19 protein-coding genes are annotated in these 23,301 nt (G+C 62.7%); 12 read left to right on the top strand and 7 right to left on the bottom strand.

The genetic code is table 11. From position 1 onward, the window contains the following. Nucleotides 1-591: 591 nt before the first annotated feature. The 3 genes from A9K66_RS26505 to A9K66_RS26495 form a co-directional block, all read right to left on the bottom strand. On the bottom strand, nucleotides 592-3,738 hold the full coding sequence (locus tag A9K66_RS26505) for an efflux RND transporter permease subunit (protein WP_067329506.1): 3,147 nt from the start codon (nucleotides 3,736-3,738) through the stop codon (nucleotides 592-594). Nucleotides 3,739-3,816: 78 nt separating this feature from the next. Continuing rightward, entirely contained in the window at nucleotides 3,817-4,695 is an 879-nt protein-coding gene (locus tag A9K66_RS26500) for a hypothetical protein (RefSeq protein ID WP_127214972.1), read from the bottom strand. Then, the gene (locus A9K66_RS26495) at nucleotides 4,682-7,786 is read right to left on the bottom strand and encodes an efflux RND transporter permease subunit (protein ID WP_067329499.1); all 3,105 of its coding nucleotides are present in this window, start codon (nucleotides 7,784-7,786) and stop codon (nucleotides 4,682-4,684) included. Before A9K66_RS26495 ends, A9K66_RS26500 begins: the two co-directional genes overlap by 14 nt. A 440-nt stretch (nucleotides 7,787-8,226) precedes the next feature. On the opposite strand from A9K66_RS26495, the gene A9K66_RS26490 reads away from it, so the two are divergent. Then, the gene (locus A9K66_RS26490; protein WP_245307697.1) at nucleotides 8,227-9,534 is read left to right on the top strand and encodes a hypothetical protein; all 1,308 of its coding nucleotides are present in this window, start codon (nucleotides 8,227-8,229) and stop codon (nucleotides 9,532-9,534) included. Nucleotides 9,535-9,687: 153 nt separating this feature from the next. On the opposite strand, the gene A9K66_RS26485 is transcribed toward A9K66_RS26490, so the two are convergent. Beyond that, nucleotides 9,688-10,152, bottom strand: a complete 465-nt coding sequence (locus A9K66_RS26485) for a hypothetical protein (protein WP_067329496.1) — start codon at nucleotides 10,150-10,152, stop codon at nucleotides 9,688-9,690. 699 nt (nucleotides 10,153-10,851) lie between these two features. On the opposite strand from A9K66_RS26485, the gene A9K66_RS26480 reads away from it, so the two are divergent. The 3 genes from A9K66_RS26480 (at nucleotide 10,852) to A9K66_RS26470 (ending at nucleotide 14,645) form a co-directional block, all read left to right on the top strand. After that, on the top strand, nucleotides 10,852-11,262 hold the full coding sequence (locus A9K66_RS26480) for a hypothetical protein (RefSeq protein WP_156751155.1): 411 nt from the start codon (nucleotides 10,852-10,854) through the stop codon (nucleotides 11,260-11,262). Next, on the top strand, nucleotides 11,259-11,993 hold the full coding sequence (locus A9K66_RS26475) for an isoprenylcysteine carboxylmethyltransferase family protein (protein ID WP_245307695.1): 735 nt from the start codon (nucleotides 11,259-11,261) through the stop codon (nucleotides 11,991-11,993). The genes A9K66_RS26480 and A9K66_RS26475 overlap by 4 nt, the downstream gene beginning before the upstream one ends. A 441-nt stretch (nucleotides 11,994-12,434) precedes the next feature. Beyond that, nucleotides 12,435-14,645 (top strand): hypothetical protein, encoded by a 2,211-nt coding sequence (locus A9K66_RS26470; protein WP_067329487.1) that lies wholly within the window; start codon nucleotides 12,435-12,437, stop codon nucleotides 14,643-14,645. 77 nt (nucleotides 14,646-14,722) lie between these two features. On the opposite strand, the gene A9K66_RS30875 is transcribed toward A9K66_RS26470, so the two are convergent. Next, nucleotides 14,723-15,082: a hypothetical protein gene (locus A9K66_RS30875; RefSeq protein WP_067329484.1), complete on the bottom strand. Its 360-nt coding sequence runs from the start codon at nucleotides 15,080-15,082 to the stop codon at nucleotides 14,723-14,725. Between the two features lie 545 nt (nucleotides 15,083-15,627). Here A9K66_RS30875 and A9K66_RS26460 point away from each other — a divergent pair. The 4 genes from A9K66_RS26460 to A9K66_RS26445 all read left to right on the top strand — a co-directional run bounded on the left by A9K66_RS26460 (nucleotide 15,628) and on the right by A9K66_RS26445 (nucleotide 18,126). Beyond that, complete coding sequence (locus A9K66_RS26460; protein ID WP_067329481.1) at nucleotides 15,628-16,059, top strand: cupin domain-containing protein; 432 nt, start codon at nucleotides 15,628-15,630, stop codon at nucleotides 16,057-16,059. A 185-nt stretch (nucleotides 16,060-16,244) separates the two neighbouring features. Continuing rightward, nucleotides 16,245-17,003 (top strand): copper homeostasis protein CutC, encoded by a 759-nt coding sequence (locus A9K66_RS26455; protein ID WP_067329646.1) that lies wholly within the window; start codon nucleotides 16,245-16,247, stop codon nucleotides 17,001-17,003. 14 nt (nucleotides 17,004-17,017) lie between these two features. After that, a complete protein-coding gene (locus A9K66_RS26450; protein ID WP_067329643.1) occupies nucleotides 17,018-17,512 on the top strand; it encodes a GNAT family N-acetyltransferase in 495 nt (164 codons plus the stop codon). Between the two features lie 125 nt (nucleotides 17,513-17,637). Further along, the gene (locus A9K66_RS26445) at nucleotides 17,638-18,126 is read left to right on the top strand and encodes an SRPBCC family protein (protein WP_067329478.1); all 489 of its coding nucleotides are present in this window, start codon (nucleotides 17,638-17,640) and stop codon (nucleotides 18,124-18,126) included. A gap of 5 nt (nucleotides 18,127-18,131) precedes the next feature. Here A9K66_RS26445 and A9K66_RS26440 read toward each other — a convergent pair whose 3' ends face one another. After that, complete coding sequence (locus A9K66_RS26440) at nucleotides 18,132-19,154, bottom strand: acyltransferase (RefSeq protein WP_067329475.1); 1,023 nt, start codon at nucleotides 19,152-19,154, stop codon at nucleotides 18,132-18,134. A gap of 292 nt (nucleotides 19,155-19,446) precedes the next feature. On the opposite strand from A9K66_RS26440, the gene A9K66_RS26435 reads away from it, so the two are divergent. The 4 genes from A9K66_RS26435 to A9K66_RS26420 are packed head-to-tail and all read left to right on the top strand — an operon-like array spanning nucleotide 19,447 to nucleotide 22,358. After that, complete coding sequence (locus tag A9K66_RS26435) at nucleotides 19,447-20,145, top strand: fumarylacetoacetate hydrolase family protein (RefSeq protein WP_067329472.1); 699 nt, start codon at nucleotides 19,447-19,449, stop codon at nucleotides 20,143-20,145. Next, on the top strand, nucleotides 20,142-20,792 hold the full coding sequence (gene maiA / locus A9K66_RS26430; RefSeq protein ID WP_067329469.1) for a maleylacetoacetate isomerase: 651 nt from the start codon (nucleotides 20,142-20,144) through the stop codon (nucleotides 20,790-20,792). Before A9K66_RS26435 ends, maiA begins: the two co-directional genes overlap by 4 nt. Continuing rightward, complete coding sequence (locus A9K66_RS26425) at nucleotides 20,782-21,261, top strand: DUF4262 domain-containing protein (protein WP_067329465.1); 480 nt, start codon at nucleotides 20,782-20,784, stop codon at nucleotides 21,259-21,261. The genes maiA and A9K66_RS26425 overlap by 11 nt, the downstream gene beginning before the upstream one ends. Nucleotides 21,262-21,317: 56 nt before the next feature. Further along, nucleotides 21,318-22,358, top strand: coding sequence for a zinc-dependent alcohol dehydrogenase family protein (locus A9K66_RS26420; protein ID WP_067329463.1), 1,041 nt, complete (start codon nucleotides 21,318-21,320; stop codon nucleotides 22,356-22,358). 9 nt (nucleotides 22,359-22,367) lie between these two features. On the opposite strand, the gene A9K66_RS26415 is transcribed toward A9K66_RS26420, so the two are convergent. Further along, entirely contained in the window at nucleotides 22,368-23,231 is an 864-nt protein-coding gene (locus tag A9K66_RS26415) for a DMT family transporter (RefSeq protein WP_067329640.1), read from the bottom strand. Between the last annotated feature and the right edge of the window lie 70 nt (nucleotides 23,232-23,301).

The following is a 23,301-nucleotide window of genomic DNA, read 5'->3' as shown; positions in this document are numbered from 1 at the left end:
GTATCATTTTAATACAATCCTCAATTTGTAGACTCCTGCCATGCATCGGCAGCTAGTGTTCTCCGTCCAGGCTAGTGGAGGGAGCCGCGGACCGGGAGGAAAAAGATGTCCATCCAAAAGGAAGACTATCGCACGAACCGAGCCGACTATGCCCTTGCCGCGAAAGGCCAATCGGCCGTCGATGTGGGCCGCAACGAGATTCTGGAAAGAAGAAAGAAGACTGTCTGGCTAAGAGATCCGCGAATCGCCAGATTGGCCGCAAATCCGTGCGAAAGCCTTCCAGGACCAAAACCCAGACCGCGCGGGAATTAGCGACGCTGCTTCACTTATGGATTCGTGCCCCATCATAGCGGCAGGAGCGTATAGCCGGTGCCGTATTTCGTTTCCTAGGCCCGCCGGCTAGGCCCAGCCCTGTTGGCCTGCCCGCTTTGTGAAGACGAAATCACGGACGCGTTCCTTGCTGCTCCAAGTCCTCCGAGTTTTGTAAGTTGTCATGCTGTTTCGCTGCGCGATCGAGATCGCCAACGGTATAGCCGGTGGATTGGATGCGGTAGAGTCACGAACGTTCTGGTCTAGATCTCGGGCCTTGCATCAAAGGGGAGATGGTTCCAGGCCGAGCCCTGTGGTTCGCGCCGGCGATCGCGCCTGCAGCGAACCGAGTCTGAGATAGATGGCGGGCACGACGAAGAGGTTCAGAAGCGTTGACGTGATCAGCCCGCCCAGAATGATGATGGCCATCGGATGTTCGATTTCCTGCCCGGGAATGTTGCCGGTAACAACCAGTGGGACGAGCGCAAGGCCGGTCGCCAGCGTCGTCATGAGAATGGGCGAAAGGCGTTCACGCGCGCCGCGCAGGACAAGTTCCGGTCCAAAGGGCTCGCCCTCCTCGCGCTCCAGATGCAGGAAATGGTGGATCAGAAGCACCCCGTTGCGGGCCGCGATGCCCAACACCGTCAGGAACCCCACGAGGCCGCCTAGCGAGATGATGCCGTCGCCCAGATACGCGGCGATGACCCCGCCGACCATAGCGGCCGGCAGTGACAGGAAAACCAGGGCAGCGAGCCTCCAGCTTCTCAAGGAGGCCTGCAGCAGCATGAAGATTACGACCGCGGCGACAACAGAGGCATAGACGAGCCTGCTTTGCGCAGCCCTGCGTTCCGCCGCCTCGCCCAGCAGCTGGGCATGATAGCCGAGCGGAAACTCGAACTTGGCCAGGCGCTCCTCAACCTCATGGACGACCGAGCCCAGGTCGCGGTCGCGCACGTTGGCATGCACGTCATGGCGGCGCGAGGCGTTCTCACGTTTTATGGTGCTGGCCACCGGGGCAATCTTGACTTCGGCAACGTCGCCGAGCCGGACCTGACCGCCGTCGGGGGTATCCAGGAGAACGTTCTGTACGTCGTCAAGGCCGCGCCGCGATTTGGGCGTCGACCATACCATGACGTCATACACCTTTCCGATGCGATGAACGTCGCTCACCTCGTGACCGGCGAAGATCACGGCAGCAGCGCGACGAACATCGCCGGGCTTGAGACCCCTGGAAGCCGCCTTGGCGATATCCACGGTGACCTGAATTTGCGGTACCGTCTTCTGCGGCTCCTCGTGTAGGTCAATCAGGCCCTCGATGCCGGTCAGGGCGTCGCGGACCCTCACCGCCTGCTCCCGCAACATCGCCGCGTCAGGCCCGAAAATCCGAACCACTATCGACTCGCCCGACCCGGTGAGCACTTCCTTCACGCGCTCGCGAAGGTAGGTCTGGACGTCGCGATAGATACCGGGATAGCCGCCGACCGTGTCCTGAACCGCTTTCAGGGTCTCGTCATAGTCGACCTTCGGATCGACGCTGATCCAGTTCTCCGTGAAGTCGATGCCCACCACCTCGTCGGCCACCAGCGCCCGGCCGATGTGAGCGCCGAAGTTGCGCACCCCGGGAATGGATCTCAGTTCTTTGCTGGCAGCCACCGTCATCCGGTACATCTCTGCATGCGATGTCCCGGGCGGCGTCAGCCAGTGCATGAGGAAGTCACGTTCCTTGAAGGAGGGCAGGAGCGAGGTTCCGAGCAGCGGCCAAACGGCCAATCCCGCGACCACGACGAACGCGGTGATCCCAAAGATCGTGCGAGGAGCCGCGATGATCCGCGACAGCATGGCGGCATAGCCTCGCTGCAACCGCCCGACAAGCGGCGAGACGCGCTCGATCGGCGCTCCTTGAAGCAGGATAAGGCAGAGTGCCGGCGTCACCGTCAGCGCCACGGCCATCGAAGCGAGGAGCGCGATGGAATAGGACGTCGCCAGCGGTACGAAGAAAGTGCCCGACAGACCACCCATGAAGAACACAGGGACGACCGAGATGACGATGATGAGGGTCGCGGCGACGATCGGGCTGCGGATCTCGAGCGATGCTTCCAGGATAACTGATGCCACCGATTTGCCAGCGCCGCTGCGGCGATTCTCGCGCAATCGCCGCGTGATGTTTTCAACGTCGATGATAGCGTCGTCCACCACCGATCCCACCGCCACGACGAAGCCGGCCAGCACCATCGTGTTGATGGTCGTTCCGAGCCAGTAGAGAACAAGTCCCGCCGCGACCAGGGAGAGCGGGATCGCCAGCAGGCTGATGAGCGCCACCCGCCACTCGAACAGGAAGGCGCCGAGAACGCAGACCACCAGGACCGATCCCACCAGCAAGGCCATTGTCAGATTATGGATCGAGAGCTCGATGAACGTCGCCGGGCGGAAGATCTGCAGGTCGACGTCGATGCCCTTGAGGCCGTCCCTCATTTCGGCGAAGGCGGCCTCGACGCCGCGCGTGACCTCCAGCGTATTCGCCCACGGGAACTTCTCGACGATCAGCATCATGCCGGGACCGTCATTGATCACAGCGTCGCCGATCGGCAGCGGTTCCCCCCAGGTGACGTCGGCAAAGTCCGCCAGTACCAGTCGCTCGCCGGCTTTTGACTCGACCGGAATTCTCTTGACGTCCTCCAGCTTCACGCTGGACGCTATGTCGGCGCCGACATACAATCGCTGGTTGTCGGTGTCGATGAAGCCTACGGTCTGGCTCTTGGCTGAGCTCGACATCGGCAGCAGGCCGAAGTCCAGCGCATCGGCCGAAGCCTCCATGACCTCGTTCAGCGTCACGCCGTGTTTCAGCATGCGTGCGGGATCGACCTGGATCTGCAGCTGTTTGAGCTTTTCGCCCCACATCGCCACGTTGGCGACGCCGGGCACGCGCAGCAGGCGGAAGCGAATCTTCCAATAGGCGGTCATCGACAGGTCGAGCTGAGTGAGCTCCTTCGACGAAAGGCCGATCTTCATGGTCCTGCTGGTCGACGACAAGGGCTGCAGCATGACGGGCGGGCTCGAGCCGAACGGCAGTCTGGCCGACGCAAGCTGCACTCGCTCCTGGACGAGCTGCCGGGCGTGCATGATGTCGGTTCCCCGCTTGAAGATCATGACAATGGAGGACAGCGACATCACGCTCTTCGAGCGGATGACGTCGAGTTCCGGTGTGCCGCGCAGTGCATCCTCGAGGGGAATGGTGATCAGCTCCTCGACCTCGGCGGTCGACATGCCGATACCCTCGGTCTGAATCTCCACCAGCGGCGGGGAGAATTCGGGGAAGACGTCCACGGGCATCTTGCGGAACACGTCCAGACCCAGCAGCACCATCAGCGCTGCCGCGGCCAGTACCAGATACCGGTATTTCAGATTCGTGCCGATGATCCAGCGGAACATGGCCCTGTCCTTTGTTCGGATGATTGGACGCCGGCTAACTCAGGCGTTCGCAAGCGACGGAATGTCTTTCACGCCCGCTCAGTGGCCGCCAAACTTCAATTCAACCCCCATCAGCTCGACCGCGCCGACCGACACGACCGGCGTACCGCGCGCTGGTCCGTCCGACAGCACTGCTATGTCGCCAAGGACGCGCTCGACAGCCACTTTTTGGCGGACGAAGACGAGCGGCTCCGGATTGGAGTAGAGCCAGCTGTCCCCGTGCTCGTCATAGACAACCGACGAGTAGGGCACGATCTTCGCCATGCTGCCGCTCTCCGGCGCCTTCATCGCCACGAACGCATGATCGCCTGGCTTGACGCCGCTGCTTGCCTCCAGGAATTCAAAGAACCGCCCGTCGTCCCGGTCCTTCACCGCCACCGGCCGCGCCGTGTAATATTTACCGGAGCGGCCTTGGCCGGTCAGCAGCACGACCACTAGACCGTCCTTATCCTCGTCCGCCGGGTTGGCGACGCCGAAAATCTCGGCAAACTCGTCGTGGTCGCCGGTCTCGTCCTCGTCATCCTCGTCGTCGACAACCGCGATCAACATCTGGCTCGCCGCGTCCACAGGCACCTTGATCAGGGATTGCCGTGCTTGGCCGCTTTCACCGGCCGGCGCGATGGAAGCCGTCTCCGTAATTGCATTCACCGACGGTTCACCGCTCGCAATCTCGACCTGGGCGTTCATCATCATCCACCGCTTGGCCGTCTCCTCCCGCAGCGCTTCGGTCTGGATGCTCAGTCGTTTGGCAGCCTGTTCGGTCAGAACCACGCGTGGAAATGGGGAACCTGCGACCTCTACCAGCTTGGCAGGCGCGCCTGCGGGCGACTCCGCGACCGCGAGGGGTCCCGTGGCAACCACGACGAAAGCCACACCGGCGACGAGGGATGACTTAAGAAAAAGCCTATTGCGAAGCATGTGCAACTCCTCCAAGGCGTCGTGAAACCGGGCCGGAATGGAGCATCATGGCCGGTAGGACGAACAGATTGATCAGGACTGAAATGACTGCGCCTGCGATCACGACCCATCCCATTGGATGCAAAATCTCCAGACCGGCGGCGCTGCCCATGACCACTGCGGGAAGGAAGGCGAGGCAGGTGACCAGCGTGCTCGTCAGCATGGGCGCAAAGCGCTCGCGCGCGGCCGCCGCGACACGGTCCGGCCAGGATTCGTCACCCTCCCCGGTCTGATCGGCGCGGCTGGCCAGAACCAGACCGTTGCGGAGTGCAAGCCCGAGGACGGTGAGAAGTCCGGCAAGCGCCCCAACCGAAACGGTGCCCGTTACCACCACGAGGATCGCCGCGACGCCACCCGACACTGCCACCAGCGAAAGGAACATGCCGGTCGCCAGTCGCCAGCTTTGCAGCGCCGCCTGCAGCAGGAAGAAGATCAGCACTGCCGCCGACGCTGCGAAGAGCGTCACCTGCAGCATGGCTGCACGGCTCTCGGCATACTCGCCCCGAACGTAGGCATGGTATTCGAAGGGGAGCTGCACCTTCTTGAGCTCTGCCGCCACGTCTTCCGCCACTGCCGTGACGCTGCGGCCTGCGACGCTGGCGTGAACGTCCATGCTGCGCGTGACGCCGTCACGCTCGATGGTGCTCAACTGCGGCACCATCCGCACCTCGGCGATATCGCCAAGGCGTGTATGCGGGCGATCAGGCGTTTCGATCAGAAGATTCTCGACGTCGGCGATGCTGCTTCGTGCGTTGGGAGCCCCCCAAACGACCACTTCGAAGACCTTTTGCTGCTCGAACAGATTGCCAACCTCGAGCCCGGCGAAGACCGTCGCTGCCGCGCGCCGGATGTCTCCCGGTTTCAGTCCACGTGCGGCAGCCTCCGCAACGTCGACCTTGACCTCGATTTCGGGCGAGAAAGCGTTCTTGTCGATGCGTACGGAGTTGATGCCGTCAACGGCGGCGATTCTCGCCGCGACGAGCTTTGCCTGCTCTTCAAGCACGGCCGTCTCGGCCCCTTCGATGCGGACCACCACTGGTTCGCCGGCGTCGGCGAAGATCCGCCCGGCCGTACTGGCCAGATAGCCTTCAACCTTCACCTCGAGGTCCGCGAAGCCTTCCATCGTGTCGCGAATTTGCGACAGTGCGGCGGCTCGGTTCCCCCGCTCGTCGAGCCCAATCCAGAGCTGCCCGGATTCGATGCCGGTGACCTGGTCGCCCGTGATGGCCCTGCCGAGATGGCCAGCGACAGAGCTGACTCCATCGATTGCGCGGACTTCGGATTCCAGTCGCGCCATCGTGCGGATCATGGCGGGCAAGGATGCACCCGGCGCGGCCTTGAACGAAACGCGGACGGTGCCTTCGTCAAAGGACGGCGACGGCGACCACTTCAGGGCGGGCGTCGCCGCGAGTAGCGCCAACGCTCCGAGACCCACGATCGCATAGGCAGGACCGGTCGTCGCCGAGAACCTCCCCAGCAGCCGCCCATAGGCCGCACCGAACAGCCGCGCCACCACAGGTTCGGACCTGTTTCCTGCTGCGCTGCCCGAACGGAAAAAAACCATCGCGAGGGCGGGCGCCGCCAAGAGCACGACGACCATGGCAGCGGCCACCGTGACGCCATAGGCCTGAGCCAGCGGCCGGAAGAATGCCGCGGTTTCGCCGTCGAGTCCGAGTATCGGAGCGACCGCCAGCAGACCGATCACCGCTGCATACATCATTGGCTTGCCGATTTCGCCGATCGCATCGAATAGAGGCGCGGCGAGCGGACGGCCGCCACCGGCGCGAAGGCGTCGCCCGAGGGCCTCGGCAGCCACTACCGCAGTGTCGACCACGAGGGAAAGCGCGGCCGCGAGGCCGGCCAGGTGGATCAGGTTGAAGATCGGGCTGCTGAAATAGAGAGCGACAAGTGCCGCGACATACGACAGGACGATCGCGACGACGGCGACGCTCGCCGTGCCGACCGGCGTCAAGGACAGGAAGAGGGCTACGGACACGACCACCATGGCGGCGATCACCATCCGGACCAGATTGGCCAAGGCGCTGTCGACATAGTCGGAGGCGCGGTAGAGGGAGGCGTCGATGTCGATGCCCGGCATGCCTTGGCTCAACTCCGCGAGCGCAGCTTCGACCCCCGCTACGACCGCTTTGGTGTCGACGTTGGGAAGCTTCTCGACGACGAGGATGAGGCCAGGCTGTCCGTTGATCATCGCATCGCCGATCAGCGGCGGATGGCCTTCGACGACCTCGGCCACGTCTCCTAGCCTGAGCGCGGAAGACGGGACAGCAACCTTCGTCAGGTCGCTGGCCTTGCTGATCGGTTGCACATGCTGGATGCCGAGCCTCTGGTTCGGCGTGTCGATCCAGCCTCCGCTTCCGAGTACTGACGCTTCCAGATAACTGAGCGGCGAGACCCAGAGCGAATCCCCGGCGCTCTCTACGGCTTCATCGAGCGAGACGCCTGCCGATTCGAGGCGCTGAGGTTCGATTTGCACCTGAAGCTGGCGAGCGCGCTGGCCCCAGATCGCGACGTTGGCGACGCCCGGCACGCTGAGCAGCTTCGGCGTCATCGTCCACCGGGCCAGCACCGACATGTCGATCAGCGACACGGTCTTGGACGACAGTCCGACGATCATGGCGCGGCCTGCCGCCGACTTCGGCTGCAGCATGGTGGGCGGCTTCGAGACATTGGGCAGGGCCCAAGCCATCGTAAGACGCTCCTGCACCATTTGTCGGGCTTTCATCGGATCCATGCCGGGCTCGAAGGTGAGCAACACCGAAGCCATTCCCGGCACCGACTTGGAATGAATTGATTTGAGGAAGGGCGTCGCGGTCAGAATCTCTTCGAGATTGATGGTCACCAGGCTTTCCACTTCGCCTGTCGACAAGCCGAGCGCCTCGGTCTGCACCTCCACGACCGGCGCCCCGAACTCGGGAAGAGCATCGGTTTTGGCTTTGGGAAGCAGAACGGCACCCGCCGCTACCAAGAGTAGCGCGGCTGCTAGGACCAGATGCCGAAATTCGAGACTCAGCTTGACGAGCGTTTGCAGCACGGCAACCCCCCGCGATTCCGCGGCGCGCGAAAGCGCGCCTGCGACAGATCAGATAGTCCCAAAGCGTATCATGAGGGAGGGCGCCGCATAATTAATCAATATTGCAAGGCGCTATTACCGTATATCCGGCGGGTCTCTAACTTTTGGAGTAGAGAAATAGTTCATACAAATTTATTAGGATAGCCACTCACGCCGTGAGTGCTCGCGTCGGTTGCATGCGCGTGTGTCTGTTTCCAGCGAAAGGCTGGACGTGCTCTGGCGCAATTTGCCTCGGTCGGGGAGTGCCCGAATATTGATTCGAGGAAGGCGAAGCGGGACCGCCAATTTGCTGCGCCGGCAGTCCTCGGGGGAGCGTACCGGGCGCGGAACAGCGAAGCAGTGTTGTAGAGATGCGACACGTTTGCGTTTGTATGAGACAAGTCGCGTTTGTAAGGGACAAAATGACGAAATCGCAGTTGCCACAGTGGAATCAGCGGATATCATCGACGCGTGGTGCATCTCATGGGGGCTCGCCGGTCATTCGCCTTTTTATCTTAGCGCTTAGTGGCATAGGGCTGCTGTACTCTTCGGCTTCTGCACTGGCGGAGGAGCACGAGCGGGCTCTGGCCGAAGAAACGATACCGGCTCTGGCCGAAGAATGCGCCGCGCCCTGCGCGGGGTACGAGGCTACCGCGGAGTTGCAGAACGACTGGATATTTGGCGCACATCCGTCTTTCCTGAGATCCAATGTGTTGTTTCCGAAGTTCGAACTCGATCTTTTCTACGCGCCGACGGATTATCTTCGGTTCGTGAGTGCCATCGTTACCGAGCCCGTGGTCGACCCGGAACCCGGGGAGGATGCGGCCTTTCAAGGGATCGGCACCTATGTCGGTGAGCTCTACGCTCTCGCTAAGGTCGATCCCCTGACCGTGAGGGCCGGAAAGTTCGACACGGTGTTCAGCCTGGCCAGCGAAGCCCTGCCGGGGATACACGCCCCGGATCTGGCGTCTGTTTTCGACGCTGACGAACGTCTGGGTGGCGAAGCTGTTGTTGGCTTCGAGGGCTTTGGGCTGAACCATGCCCTGGCCGCGACGGTATTTACGACCGACCGGACGTTCCTCAGCGAGTCGCTCTTTACCAACCGTGGACGGCTCGCGCTGGCGGATGGCGGTGCCGGCAACACCACCGGTTTATCCTCATTCTCAGTTACCCTTGATGGCTGCAAAGGGGCGGAAAAGGGCGATTGTTACAAGGACGGTGAATTCGGCTATCGCCTTGGCATCCGATACCAGAAGCCCGGGCTGGCCGTCGACACAGGGGAGGAGGAGGAGGAAGAAGAAGAGGAACCGCTGCCGGGGACCGGCAATGAATTGGCCTACCTTGCTGCCGCCACTGGAAGCTTCGACCTCAACGGGAACACACTGAGGCTTCTCAGCGAATCGGCCTACCTTAAGCATTTCGATGGCGGTCCGGACGACGCTCTGCTTCTCACCGGATCTGTCGCGCTGGAAGTGCAACCTATGACCTACATAGCCACCTACACGCATCAGCGGAACTTTGTCGCCGACGGTCCGGACACCCGCGAGCAATTGGCGGATTTCGAAGTGATTTATGCGTCTGGGGAAGAAGAAGACGCGCCGTCCGGCGCGGCGAAATGGAACCTCGGCGCCGCCTACACATTCGCGGAGAATGCTGAGGACGAGAGAACGCACACCTTCAGTGTGCGCGCGACGCTCCAATTCGGTGGACACGTGAAGTTAGGCAGGTAGGTTCGATCGTCCGGATGTCCGGCGCTTGTTGACAGATGCCTTCTGCTGAACTCGAATGAGGTCCGCAAGCCCGTCTGCATGCGCCGAACTTGTTCCTTCCCTCAGGCTGATTGAAGCTATTTCAGCGGCCCTTCAGCACAAAAGTTGCGTCCATCAGCCCTTCACTTCCTTTCCATCCGGATCGAAGACGGGCTGCACGTTCTTGCCCTTGAAGCTTATCTGGAACTCGTAACTCACCTTGCCGTCGCGCATCAGCTTCTCCGCAAGCTTGATCTTTCCACCTGCGAATTTCGTATCAACGGCCGCACGCACCGATTGAGGCACCGCTTCCATCGGAATTGATTCCTCGACGACGATGATCTTACCGTCTTGATGGTAGAGCACATCGCGCGTCATTGCGCCCTCGACGCTTGCTATCTCGAAAACCAGTTCTCCGTTCTCGACCTCGCGGGCGCATGCCTTGACCTTAGCGACGGGAAAATCCTTGTGGAACCTGTCCCGCACCACCAACGGCACCTTCTTGCAGGCGATCGGCTGTTCCGCGGCCGACGCGCCGGTCGCCCCGGCAAGCACGAGGACGAACGCGCCGGGCGCCAGGCAGTAACGAACAGGTTTCATGAGGGACCTCCTTCATATGATCTCATCGGCTTTCGGAGCACCAACACTGGCCTCGACCAGACAAGCACGCAGTGCCGCTTTGCCGCCTCTGCCGCGGCGCCGAGTTCGCGTACTCCTCGCTTATGGCTCTGCTGGCGGTGTGCGGTTTGTACGTATTTGCGCGAGCTTCGCCTGCAGCACTGCGACCCACCAAGTTGACAAGTGTTGCGCAACCCACGCGCCGCGCTACCCAGCGGAGGGTAGGCTGGCTAAGGCAGCCTGAACGACCGTTGCCCGACGTTGGAAACCCAAGATAGGACAAAGCGCGCCGGCGGACCGATAGCCCAAAACGGCTTTGCCGGCCTAACCGAAAGCCGTAGCGGCTCATGCGAGGTTCCGGACGTCCCCAGCGGGAGGTGGCGCCGTTCCGGGGACCGTCGTCGCTCCCGTCGCGATCATGCTCTTTTGCAGCCGCAGCTCCAGCGCCTGCTCGGCGACGACTTCCTTCAAGCGCTATAATGAGCCGAAATCTCGCTCTCTCAGTTAAGCCCACTCTGGCGTTGATGTCGGACATCACGGACGAGGGCCCTTCGCAAAAAGGGGTAATCCCGTCGCAAGCGAGTCAGCTCAACTGCCGAATCGTAAAGCCTAACGACTGCAGGGATAAATAGGCGCGTCAACCTGAAAGCGTGCTGGCAGGCACGAGGGAGCCTGCACTGAATGTCTCGCGGAAGTGTCGCCGTAGCGCCCGGCTCATCTGCTCACGTCTTCGCGCCCGAAGACCCTAACAAGTCCTGTGGGTCACGAAAGTCGTTTTGCCTGCAGCGCCGTTTGGGCCGAGGAAGCCAAGAACCCGGCCGGCGCGCAGGGGGAACGATCGACACAGAAGCGACCTCCATCCGCATCCTGACGACCATTCTGCAGCCTAGCAGGGGATATTTCCTCAACGGGGACGCGGGCCGGCCGCGCGTCGAACTTCTTGATCCGACCAAAACACCTCCAAGCCGCCATCTCAACAACGAAATCCCGAACGTCCTGATCCGCGCCGAGATGCCGATCCTCGCCTTCGAGGCCGAGGGCGGGCGGCTCCAGAACGTCTTCCTTCAGCTTACCGAGGAGACGATCCAATGATGGATACCCCTCCTGTTCAACCGCACGGCCAGCAAAGCCTGGCAAGCGCAAGCGAGCCGCATATCGGGGGGTGCCGTCAAAATGCGGAGCCCAGAAACGCGGCCTCTTCATTCCCGGGGGCCTCGATGAGAGTTCAACCAGTCAATCAAAGGATGCGAATAAACGCCGCTCGGGCAGCGGGGCTGGTTGCTGCAACTGTTATCCTGTTTTCGCACCCCGGATTGGGTGGGGGCGTACATGAACTGATCCAGATGGCGGGTCTCGGCCTGGTCCTCACCTGCTTCGTTGGCAGGATGTGGAGCATTCTCTATATCGGTTCAAAGAAGAATCTGGAGTTGATTACCTCCGGCCCCTACTCGTTGACCAGAAACCCGCTCTATCTCTTTTCTACGCTTGGAGCAGCTGGGATCGGATTGATCCATGGATCGATCGCCGTCGCTCTGGCGCTGGGATTTTTCAGCTATTGGATCTTGGTCATCACGGCAGCCAAGGAGGCCGAACACCTGAAGACGATCTTCGGCTCGCAATACGATACCTATGCGCGCTATACGCCGCTGTTCTGGCCGAAACTGTCCCAATATACGGACTCTGCCGAAGTTGTCTTCTCCCCGAAAGCGCTCAAGCGCAACTTCCAGGATGGACTGTACTTCCCCGCAGCCTTTCCCGCCATTGAAGCAATCGAACAACTGCGAGCAGGCAGTTACCTGCCGATCCTCATGACGATCTACTGAGATCCGCCAAGTGCCAGATCCTGTCTCGGCAGCAGGACCAAATGGCCTGCCGATTTCGGGATCGTCACCAGTTCGTCGAGCTTGATGAGGTAGCCGCGGGAGTCTTGGCGCTCGTGCCGGCACCGCGATGGCCATTTTGCATGGCCGAACTGTCGCCCAGGATGGTTGACCACCGAGGTCTGTGACCTAGCTTTACGATGGAGCGTCCAGACTCCGAAATGGTGGCATGGCGCGCACCGTGGGAGAACTCCCGGGACGTTGAGGATGGAGAGGCGCGAGCTGGCTTTCGACCGGCGCCCAGCCATGCATCGACAAAATTCCCCCAGTACTGGGGCCGAAGCGGTGACAGCTTCGAAGGCAGGCAGCAAAGTTAGCCAGGGCGAGGAGCCACACACCGCTTCACGAGCTTAAAGTTACATCGGAAACCGCGCAGGTACGGCGATGTCAGATCTTGCCGGGTTTTACGCAGACGACACAGGTCTCGCTCTCCTGGGCGGGATGACAATATTTGTGTTGGTAGGCTTCTTTCTTGTGGTCCGGCGTATCCTCATCGCAGCGAGACGGCGTCACCAGTATGGCTACCTGAGCGAAAGCACGCCTATTCCCCTCGATGAGGCTTCTTGGGCCTGGGATCGCCCACGCAATCTTGCAGCCAAGGCGGCTTCTTCCCGGGCCGCCGTGCCCCCGGCCCCGGATGTTCAGGGTCTAAACTCCGGTAAGTCCGGGGTGCGAAAGGATTATCTCAACACGACGCCCGAAGCGGGCGAGAACTCGCGCGAGGACCTGCCCGATGCTTTCGCTCCGGCGACAAGCTTCGCCATGGCCTTACCTCCCCGTGTTCGCAGGCCGACGAGCCCCTTGTTACGCTTGAGCGTCGCCGCAATTTGTCTGGCCGTGCCGCTTGGCTATGCGTTGACGAAACAAAAGCCGGTCGAAAGCGCCCCCGCTGTTTCGCGGGCCGATAGCTACTCCCTTCCCGATCTTTCACGCCCTTTGGAGATTCCTGCCAGCACGGCATCAACCGACGCACCCACGAACGGCGAATTGCCCAAACCGGATCTCAACGCTGCCGAAGCACAGGTCGAGGCAGCTCGTGCTCAGGCAGCAGCTGCAACGGAATTGGCTGGCCAAGAGCACCGAGCGATGGAGGAGGAGCGCGCCAGGAGTGCCGCTCTGGAGAGTGCGCTCGCTGAGACGCGCAAGCAGATCGAGGTGCTGAAGACAAGCATGGCAGTCGCGGACGACGCCAGCGAGGAGCGTTTGCGCAACGAACTTGTGGCAGCCCGCACGCTCGAGGCATTGCGGTGGATTGCGCAAGATATCCGCGCGCGGATCAGCGAAACCATTGACCATGTCTTTATACAGATGCCCGCTGCTCGCCTCGAACGGGAGCGAACCGAACAGATGGCGCGCGACCTAGCGCAAGCGCGAGCGCAAATTGAACAGCTGGAAGCCAAAGCCGCCGGGGATCGCGCCAAAGCCGAGGCTTCGCTGGCGCAAGCGAGCGGAATGCTTGACGAGGAGCGCCGGAAGTCGGAGGACCTTCGTGCCGACATCGCTGAAATGGAGCAGTCCAAGGCCGCGATCGCGGACACGGCTGAGCGGGAACGGACCGGTGCCGCCGCGACGCGAGCAAGGGTTGAGCAGACTGCTGCCGAGACGGCGCAGGCATTGGCACGGGAACAGGCTTCAGCAGTCGCGGCCCGTGCGGACCTCGACAAAGCCCGGCTCGAGCGCGACGCGGCCGAACAGGAGCGAGCCAACGCCGTCTTAGCCAAAGAGCGTGCCGAGCGGACTGCCGCCGAGACGGCGCAGACTCTGGAACGCGAACGCGCTTCAGCAATATCGGCCCAAGAGGACGTCAACAGAGCCCGCCTCGAGCGCGACGCGGCTGAGCAGGAGCGAGCTAAGGCTGTCACGGCGAAAGTGCATGCCGAGCAGGCTGCAACTGAAACAGCGCAGGCGCTGGAGCGCGAACGCGCTTCGGCAGTCGCGGCCCGTGAGGACCTCGACAAGGCCCGGCTGGAACGCGACGCGGCGTTGCAGGAGCGAGGCAGGGCTGTCGCAGCGAAGCAACATGCGGAGCAGACTGTTAGCGAGACGGCGCAGGCGCTGGAGAGCGAACGCGCTTCGGCAGTCTCGACCCGGGAGGACCTCGACAAAGCCTGGCTGGAGCGCGACGCGGCGTTACAGGAGCGCACCAAGGCGGTCGCAGTGAAAGAGCGCGCGGAGCAGAGTGCTGCCGAGACGGCGCAGGCTCTGCAACGAGAACGCGCTTCAGCAGTGTCGGTCGGAGAGAACCTCAACAAAGCCCGCCTCGAGCGTGACACAGCCCGCCAACTTTTGGAACAGGCCGCCATGAGGCTGAAGGAGGCTCTGGACAAGCAACGTGAAGCGACGGTTTCTTTCGCCCGCGAGCTGGCCGCCGCACGTGCCGATAATGATAAGCTTCGGGCTCAGCGCCGCGACGCTCAGATAGAGCCGCCGCTGAAGCCGCGCACTGGCCGCGCATCGGCCGGCGCAGGCCAGACGAAAGCTGTCAGCCAAAAGAAGACTACGTCCAGCAAGGTTCGCAAACCGTCGCGCGAAATCCGTGTGCGTGCCATTACGCTTCCGTTTTCCCTCCGGCCAAGCCACTCGACGTTGGACTGAGCTGGAACGACTGCCCTGGAAAATCTGCCGCTGGGCGGCATGAACTCGACGTCTACGGCGAGGGCTCCCACTGTGCGCTATGTCAGCCCGATCACGCTGCCTTTCGCGTTCAATTCGCAGCCGACCGGCGCCTGGCGCGTCTCGACGCCGCCTTGATATCCGTAGTCGATGCTGACCTGGACGGGAGCCGATATCCTCTGTCGGCTCAACCGCCGTACGGAACCTGCACTGCTGACGCGCACACTGGTCGCGCCAAACTGAGCTGCGGCCTGCTCGATTGCCTCACGGCAGGCACGAACGATGTTGTCCGGGACACCCGGCAGCACTTCGATTGGATGGACTGCCAGTGGAATGGCGCTGTCTTCGAAGGGCAGCAGGGCGGGCGGAAGGTCGAGCGACCTTCCGCCGTTGCCGGCTACGCCCGCCCTTGACGTCACTGACCCGGTTGTGGTGGGGCTGCTTCCGTCATCGTTAGACGGTGGGGACGGTGGGTCAGACGGCGGACTGCCGCCGGAGCCACCGGGATCGCCGCTAGTTCCGTTGTGCTGACCGTTGTTGCTGCCAGCGCCATGACCTCCGTTATTCCCGTGATCGCCACCAGCGTTATGACCTTGGCCGCGCTCGCCGGCGGCCGCGGCTCCCGCGCAAGCTATCGCGACAGAGCACGCGAACGCGAAACGGACCAAGCTGGATCCCAGATATTGACGCACGGCACCCTCCAAAGGCGCTTCGGCCGGCCGTCCTTCCGCCGCATGCCGTCAGAACGGCGCAGCACCCCCAGGCAACTCGCGACTACGCCAGGGAAACTAACTAGGGGATGATTCCGGTCTATCAAGGGACTGGGTGCGGCAGCACCCAAGTGGGGGGCAGATTTGAAGGACCTGGCAGCTGATAGTTCATACAGCCCGGGAAGCCCCAAATCCTTTCTCCTTGCGAGTCGACAGCGCTTAGGCGATTTTGCCGATCATTTCGGGAGGAAATCGTGCGAAACATTCCGGCATCGGCGCTGCTGCTGGCGGCCGCTTTTTATGCAACCACCGCCGACGCTCTGGACAGTTCGGCCACACCTGTTGTCGTGACGCCATTGGCGTCGAAGACGACGACGGCATCCGGCCAACCGATCAAGCTGCCGCAGAAGAATGTCGAGGTCCAGGTCTCGGCCTATCAGATCGCGCCCGGCGCGACGCTGCCGGTGCACAAACATCCCTTCCCGCGCTATGCCTATGTCGAGGCAGGCACCCTCAAGGTCACCAATGTCGAGACCGGCAGCAGCAACACTTACAAGACCGGCGATTTCATCGTCGAGATGATCGGCCAGTGGCATCAGGCGACCAATATCGGCAGCGATCCGGTGAAGCTGCTGGTGATCGACCAGGTCGAACAAGGCGCCAAGAACACAATCCTGAAGCAGTAGCGAGGCAACGGGGCTCAGCTGTTCCGCGGTAGGGCGGGCGCTCCAAGTCTTGAGCAATCAATACTGCGCGCCGAACAAAACCGGAAGCGCAAAGTGACCGCTTCGCTTGCTGGACCGATTGATGCGGCTTTCGCCTCGATCGCCCCAATGCTAGGGCTGCGCTTTCTCTTCAACATGGATGGATGATGGTGACCGACGCTCAAAGGCCCCTGATCGAACTCTGCGTCGAAGGCATTGACGGGCTGCTTGCCGCGCAGGCCGCCGGCGCCGACCGGGTCGAGCTTTGCGCCAGCCTCGTCGAAGGCGGCATTACGCCGAGCCTCGGCACGGTGCGCGTAGCCCTCGAACGTGCGACCATCCCGTTTCATGTTATCGTGCGCCCGCGCGGCGGCGATTTTCTCTACAGCGAGGCGGAATACCGATCGATGCTGGCCGATATCGGCGCGCTGCGCGATCTCGGCGTGGCCGGCATCGTCGTCGGCTGCCTGACCGCTGACGGCGCAATCGATGAAGCGAGGATGAGCGAACTGGTGCGCGCCGCCGGTCCCCTCAATGTCACCTGCCACCGCGCCTTCGACATGACGCGTGACCCGGCCGAGGCGCTCGAAGCGCTGATCCGCTGCAAGGTCGGCCGCGTGCTGACCAGCGGGCAACACGACACGGCGCTGGAGGGCGTCGATCTGCTCGCGCGCTTGGTTCGCCAGGCCGGCTCACGCATCATCATTCTCGGCTGCGGCGGGCTGGCGCCCGACAATATCGGCGAGGTCCGTCGGCAAACCGGACTGACCGAGATGCATTTCGCCGCGCTTGCCGAGGTGCCGAGCGCCATGCGATACCGCAACCCACATGTCGGCATCGGCGGCACCGACCTCGATCGCGAGTACCGCAACACGGTGACCGACCAGGACTTGGCGGCGGCAACGATCGCGGCCGCGAGGGTCTGATGCCGGAAGTGACGATGTCGAAAGATTGCTCGCCGATCGAACGCGTTTCGCCTGCCGACGAGGCCGCCATTCTCGCTCTCAACAACGAGCATGCCGCCGAGTTGTCCTGGCTGGAGCCGGAGCGCCTGTCATTCCTGATCGGGCAGGCTTTCTACACGCGCCGCATCGGGGCGCTCGAAGCCTTCATCATGTGCTTCGATCAGGATGCCAGCTACGAAAGCCCGAACTTCCTCTGGTTTCGTGAGCGCTACCCCCGCTTCGTCTATGTCGACCGGGTGGTGGTCGCGGCCGAAGCGCGCGGCCGTGGCCATGCCCGCCGTGTCTACGAGGATCTGTTCGCGCATGTCAGGCGCGCATGCCACACGATCGTAACCTGCGAGGTCAATGCCGATCCCCCGAACCCCACATCGGATGCCTTTCACGCGGCGCTCGGCTTTGCCGAGGTCGGCGATGCCGTGATCCACGGCGGCAGGAAGTCGGTGCGCTACTACGCCAAGCCGATCGACTAGCGCATGGCCCTAGAAGCCAGAGGCTTTCAACCATCAGCCAAACAAGGTCTCATGCGGCCGCCGCACTGGCCACAAACAGAAGCTGCAGCTAATGTATCGTCTTCGCGTGCCGGGGGCGTGACATCATGCCAAGCAACGTCTTCCGCTTCGACGAGAGTTGGAACATTCCCGATGCCACGCCGCAGGAAGTGTGGGACGTTCTGTCCGACGCCGAGTTGCTGCCGCTCTGGTGGGGCGACGCCTACAAGGAAGTCGAGCCGCTCGACAAGAAAGGCAAGGCCGTCGTCGGGTCACGGGCAAGAGCCAGGGCGCGAGGCGCCCTGCCCTACGAGCTGAACTTCATCATCGAGGCCGCGGAGCTCGAGCCTGGCCGGCTGGTGGTGGTGGTGAAGACCTTCGGCGATTTCGACGGCCTGTGGCGGGCTGAGCTGTCGCCAGCCGGAAGCGGAACGCATGTGAAGCTCACCTGGCAGGTCATCGTGGAGAGGCCGATCCTCAAACTCCTGGCACCCTTGCTCAGACCGGCTTTCGCGTGGAATCACCGCTGGACCACACCTCGCGGCGAAGCCGGGCTTCGGCGCTATCTCGCCGCACAAAAAACCGGCAAGGCCTGACCTCCTCACCAATTGCGGTTGAGCCAGCCGCGCGCCGGTTTCTCGACGATGTAGTAGCTCGCCAGGGCGCAGGCGAAGACCGCGCCCAGCATCGGGATCGGCGCCACGTCGCGGTCATGGACGAATTTGTAGAAGGGCTGCTGCCACAGATAGAGCGAGTAGGACCACAGCCCCAGCATCACCATCGGCCGCGATGACAGTGGGCCGGTCAGATAACCGCCGGCGAAGTCGAGCGTGTTGACGGCGAGCGCCAGCAGCGGCACGCCCAGCAGATAGTGCAAGGGCGTCGGCACCGGATCGAGGAACAGCAAGATTCCCCCCACCGCGGCCGCCAGCGCCAGATGCCGGCTCCTGAGGAATGCCGGCAGGTGTCCATCGGCCTTGAGCAGGCAGATCGCCGCCGACAGCAGGATCGAGGCGATATGCACGTCGGTTCGCCAATAGCTGGTTTCGTAGTCCATGCCGAAGACCCAGTAGGAAATAGCGCCGTTGGCCATAGCGAGCAGCGACAGCATGACAAGCAGGCGCACGACATTCGCGCGCCTGGAAACCGCCACGCTGATCAGCGCCAGGATGACATAAGAATGCTCCTCGATGGCAAGCGACCAGATATGGTCGAGCGCGCCCGCGCGATTGATGAGAATGCCGGCATAGTTGTAGGTGAATGTCAGCGCGGTAAGCGCCGCCTTCCATTTGAAGGCAATGAAGGTGCCGGAGAGCCCGATCATGACGGCAACCACGAACACCAGCAGGGCTGGATAGACGCGGGCGAACCGGCGCTTGAAGAACTTCTTCAGCGGAAAGCGCTCGACGAACAGGATTTCCCCCATCAGCCGGCCGCTCAGCACGAAGAAGAACTCGACGCCGAGCACGCCGAGATTGATGCCGCGAATCGGAAAGACATGGCCGATCAGCACGAAGGCGATCGACAGGCCGCGCCAGCCGTCGAGATAGGCCAGCCTTGCCCGTGCCGCCTTGTCGGCTGCGGCCCGCGGCAGGACGCCGGCCGTCGCGGAGATGTCGGTCATGCCCGTCCCTCGCAACTCGAGGTCCCGGCATAGCCGTGCCTGGAACCGCTTCGTTTTCCCCGCCGCAGTTATTTTGCAGTGCGGGATAATCTTGTGCAAGTGCGAAGCAGCGAATTCACAGGCAGTTCCTGCCAACCGATTGCGAACACAAAAGAAAAAGGGGCCGCGGCGGGTCCTGCCGCCGCTTGGTGAACCCGCCATGGTCGGCAATGTTTCGTGGCCTCATCCCTTGCCCGCCTGCCGAAATCGGCCGAATGTGCGGATAGATTCATTTCCAACGCAGAGACCGCCTATGGCAGACTTCGTCCTCCCTCCGCCCGCGATCGCTTCGGTCGCGGTGACCGGCTCGGCGGAACGGTTTGCCGTGCGCCGCATCTTCTGCGTTGGCCGCAACTACGCGGCGCATGCGCGAGAACTCGGCAATGACGAGCGCGATCCGCCCTTCTTCTTCACCAAGCCGGCCGACGCCGTGGTCGACAGCGGCGCCGAGATCCCCTACCCGCCGCTGACTGGCAATCTCCACCACGAGATCGAGCTGGTCGTGGCGATCGGCAAGGCCGGCTTCCGCATCCCTCGCACCGAGGCGCTCGCGCATGTCTGGGGCTATGGCGTCGGCGTGGACCTCACTCGCCGCGACCTGCAGGACCAGGCAAAGAAAGCGGCCCGCCCCTGGGACTGGTCGAAGGCCTTCGACTTCTCCGCGCCTTGCGGCTCGCTACTTCCGGTCGCAAGGTCTGGCCATCCCGAAACGGGTCGCATCTGGCTCGCTGTAAACGGTGACGTAAAACAGGACGGCGACCTCGCCGAGCTGATCTGGCCCGTCGCCGATGTCGTCTCGATCTGCAGCGAGTCGGTCGAGCTCCAGCCCGGCGACCTGATCTTCACCGGCACGCCGGCCGGTGTTGGCGCGGTTCAGGCGGGCGACAAGATCACTGGTGGCGTCGACGGCATCGGCGCCGTCGAGGTCACCATCGGGCAGCCGAGGCGATGAGCGACCTCGTCCTCCATAACTATTATCGATCCTCCACCTCATACCGGGTGCGGATCGCGCTGGAGATGAAGGGGCGTGCCTACACCTATGTGCCCCACCATCTGCGCCATGGCGAGCATCTCGAGCCCGCCTATCTCGCGGTCAATCCGCAAGGGTTGGTGCCGGCGCTGGTGCTCGACGACGGAACGCTTTTAACCCAGTCGCTGGCGATCATCGAATATCTCGACGAGATCGAGCCCGAGCCGCCGTTGTTGCCCAAGGATGCGCTGGGACGCGCCAGGGTCCGGATGCTGGCGCAGATGATCGCCTGCGACATCCATCCGGTGAACAATCTGCGCGTGCTCACCTCGCTGCGCACTTTGTTCGGCGCCGGCGACGAGGATGTCGTCAACTGGTTCCGGCATTGGGTGAATGAAGGTTTCCAGCCGCTTGAAAAGATTCTGGCCGCCTCGCCCGAGACCGGCAAGTTCTGCCATGGCGATACACCGGGGCTCGCCGATATCTGCCTCGCCGCGCATGTCACCAACAATGCCCGCTTCGGCGTCGACATGGCGGCCTATCCGGTGATCTCGCGCATCCACGCCGCCTGCATGGCGCTGCCGGCGTTCCAGAAGGCTGCGCCGCAGAACCAGATCGATGCCGAATAGGGAAGCAAGGGATCCCGACGAGGCTAAGACGCTCGCCGATATCGAGGAGTATGGCTGTCATATTCTCTACGTGCTGGAGGACGACGAGCACCCGCCATTCGCTTACTCGGTGGGGATAGAGTACAATTTCAAAGCCCCTGAGCTGGTCGTCATCGGGCTCAAGCCGGAGCTTTCGCAGACCATCATCAACGAGTATTGCCGACGAGTGCGCAGCGGCGAGAGGTTCAAGGTTGGAGAGCGGGCGTCGGGTTTCCTGGGAGGTGGCTTCGACTGTCAATTCGGTGCGGTCCATCCCGCCCACTACCCTGAATATTTCGGTTGGGGCATATGGTTTTACGACGGGCCCGTTTTCCGGATTATGCAGCTTATCTTTCCGACAACCTCCGGTGTTTGGCCATGGGATGCCGAAGCCGGCGAGTGGTTTTGCAAGCGGCAACCATCGCTCGACCAACCACCATTGCCGACCTAGCTTGGGACCTACTACCCAAAACCGCACTGCCTTTGAACTGGATAGAAAGCACTCCCATGAAAGCTGTCGTCTTCGAAAAATTCGGCGAAGCTCCCACGATCCAGACCGTGCCTGACCCCAAGCCGGCGGGGGATGGCGTCGTCATCAAGGTCGAGGCGACCGGTCTTTGCCGCAGCGACTGGCATGGCTGGATGGGTCATGACGACGGCATCACGCTGCCGCATGTCCCCGGCCATGAACTGGCGGGCGTCGTCGTCGCCGCCGGCAAGCAGGTGAGCCGCTGGAAGGCCGGCGACCGCGTCACCGTGCCTTTCGCCGTCGGCTGCGGCCGCTGCTTCGAATGCAACTCCGGCAACCATCAGGTCTGCGAGCACCAGACCCAACCTGGCTTCACGGGCTGGGGCTCGTTCGCCGAATATGTCGGCATCGAGCATGCCGACACCAATCTCGTACGCCTGCCGGACGAGATGGAGTTCGCCACTGCCGCCAGCCTCGGCTGCCGCTTCGTCACCTCCTTCCGCGCCATCGTCGACCAGGGCCGGGTTACGCCCGGCGAGTGGGTGGCGGTGCATGGCTGCGGCGGTGTCGGTCTCTCGGCGATCATGATCGCCAGCGCCATGGGCGCCAATGTCATCGCCATCGACCTCACCGACGAGAAGCTGGAGTTTGCGAAAAGGATCGGGGCGGTCGCGACCATCAACGCTTCGACCACGCCCAATGTCGTCAAGGCCGTCAAGCAGATCACCAACGGCGGCGCGCATATGTCGATGGACGCGCTCGGCCATCCAACCACGTGCTTCAACTCGATCGCCAATCTGCGCCGGCGCGGTCGCCATGTTCAGGTCGGGCTGATGCTGGGCGACCATGCCCGCCCGCAAGTGCCGATGGACAAGGTCATCGCCTTCGAGCTCGAAATCCTCGGCAGCCACGGCATGCAGGCCTACCGCTATTCCGCCATGATGGACATGATTCGCACCGGCAAGCTGAAGCCCGAACTGTTGGTCGGCAAAAGGATCAGCCTCGATGAGGCGCCAGCCGCATTGATGGCGATGGGCGGCTTCGAGGGCATCGGCATCGGCGTGGTGACGAAGTTTTGAGTAGGCTCCCTACCTGGCGAACTTCTTCGCCCCGAACACGCAGGCCACCACGCCGAGCGTGACCACCACCATCAGCGGGCTGACCTGCTCGTGCAGCAGACTCGCCGCGAGCGCCAGGCCGAAGAAGGGCTGCAGCAGTTGCAATTGCCCGACCGCGGCGATGCCGCCCTGCGCCAGGCCGCGATACCAGAACACGAAGCCGATCAGCATGCTGAACAGCGAGACATAGCCGAGGCCGATCCATGCGCCGGAGCCGACAGCGGCAAAAGACGGCGGCAGGGTCGCAAAGCTCAGCGCTAACATGACCGGCAGCGACAGCGCCAAGGCCCAGCAGATCACCTGCCAGCCGCCGAGCTTGCGCGACAGCGCCGCACCTTCCGCATAGCCCAGCCCGCAAGCGATGATGGCTGCGAGCATCAACCCGTCGCCGACCGGTGAGGCGGTCACGCCTTGCGACAGCGCGAAACCCGCGACTAGCGTGCTGCCCAGGCAGGAAAACAGCCAGAAGGCCGGGCGCGGACGGTCGCCGCCGCGCAGCACACCGAAGATCGCCGTCGCCAGCGGCAGCAGGCCGACAAAGATGATGGAATGCGCCGCCGTGACATGTTTGAGCGCCAGCGCCGTCAGCAGGGGAAAGCCGACCACGACGCCTAGCGCAACGACGACCAGCGAGACCAGATCGCCGCGATCCGGGCGCTTCTCGCGGAACAGGAACAGCACCGCGATGCCGAGCAGACCGGCCATCGCCGCACGGGCCGACGTCAGGAAGGTCGGGTCGAAATCAACCACGGCCACGCGCGTCGCCGGCAGCGAGCCGCTGAAGATCAGCACGCCGATGAAGCCGTTGAGCCAGCCGTTGAAACTCTTATCCATCATCCGCTCCGTTTGCGCTTCTGTACCGGCAGAGCGCATGGCATTGCCAGAGACAATGGGGTACAATTCC

This window comes from Mesorhizobium sp. AA23 (genome assembly GCF_001672435.1).
GTDB lineage: Bacteria > Pseudomonadota > Alphaproteobacteria > Rhizobiales > Rhizobiaceae > Mesorhizobium.
This window is presented reverse-complemented; position numbering and strand designations above follow the sequence as displayed.